The 698-nt window shown below is 41.7% G+C and carries 1 protein-coding gene and 1 riboswitch; the gene reads left to right on the forward strand.

Annotation, left to right across the window (positions count from 1 at the left end):
- Positions 1 to 6 precede the first annotated feature (6 nt).
- A riboswitch (TPP riboswitch) is annotated at positions 7 to 95 on the forward strand.
- Positions 96 to 221: 126 nt separating this feature from the next.
- The coding region (locus tag ACRCJ0_RS17705) for an ECF transporter S component (protein WP_431391461.1) at positions 222 to 698 on the forward strand (477 nt) is incomplete at its 3' end.

Below are 698 nucleotides of genomic sequence, written 5' to 3' on the forward strand. Positions count from 1 at the left end.
ATATAGTAGTGACATTTGGGGTGCCGAAAGCTGAGATTATACCCATTGAACCTGACACAGTTAATACTGGCGAAGGGAAATGTAAAAATGTTTATGATACGGAAACTATCGGACCAAGTGTGTCTGGATAGTTTATTAAAGTGTTTAAAACAAGAAGCGAATTCGCCTTTGCTCACCCCTTATGCCTCTATTTTTAAAATATAGGAAAAGGGGTTTTTTTGATGGAAAAATTTAAATGGGCCTTGCCCGACGTCATCTTTTTAGCATTTCTAGCTTTCTTATTTGGAGCCGTATTTATGGGCGCTGGTGTCCTATATGCCATTTTAGTGTCCCTATTAACACCGTTTGGTTTAACGCCATTTGCCAATGAAATCCTATTTGGTATGTGGACGATTGCAGCGCCAGTAGCGGGTATGTTGATCCCGAAAGTGGGTAGTGCCTTGTTAGGTGAGGTCTTTGCCGCCCTTGCCGAGATGCTATATGGGTCATATTTTGGGGCTGGCGTTTTACTTTCTGGCTTAATTCAAGGACTGGGTACTGAAGCGGGCTTCTTTGTTACCAAATACGAACGCTATGATACGACTACTTTAGTTTATGGTGCCATTGGGACAACGGTATTTAGTTTTGCCTTTGAATTCTTCAAATTTGGCTACGCGACTTATGGCCTTGGTTTTGTCGTGGCTTTATTCTTAGTTCGT

The sequence above is a fragment of the Aerococcus sp. L_32 genome (assembly GCF_050689315.1).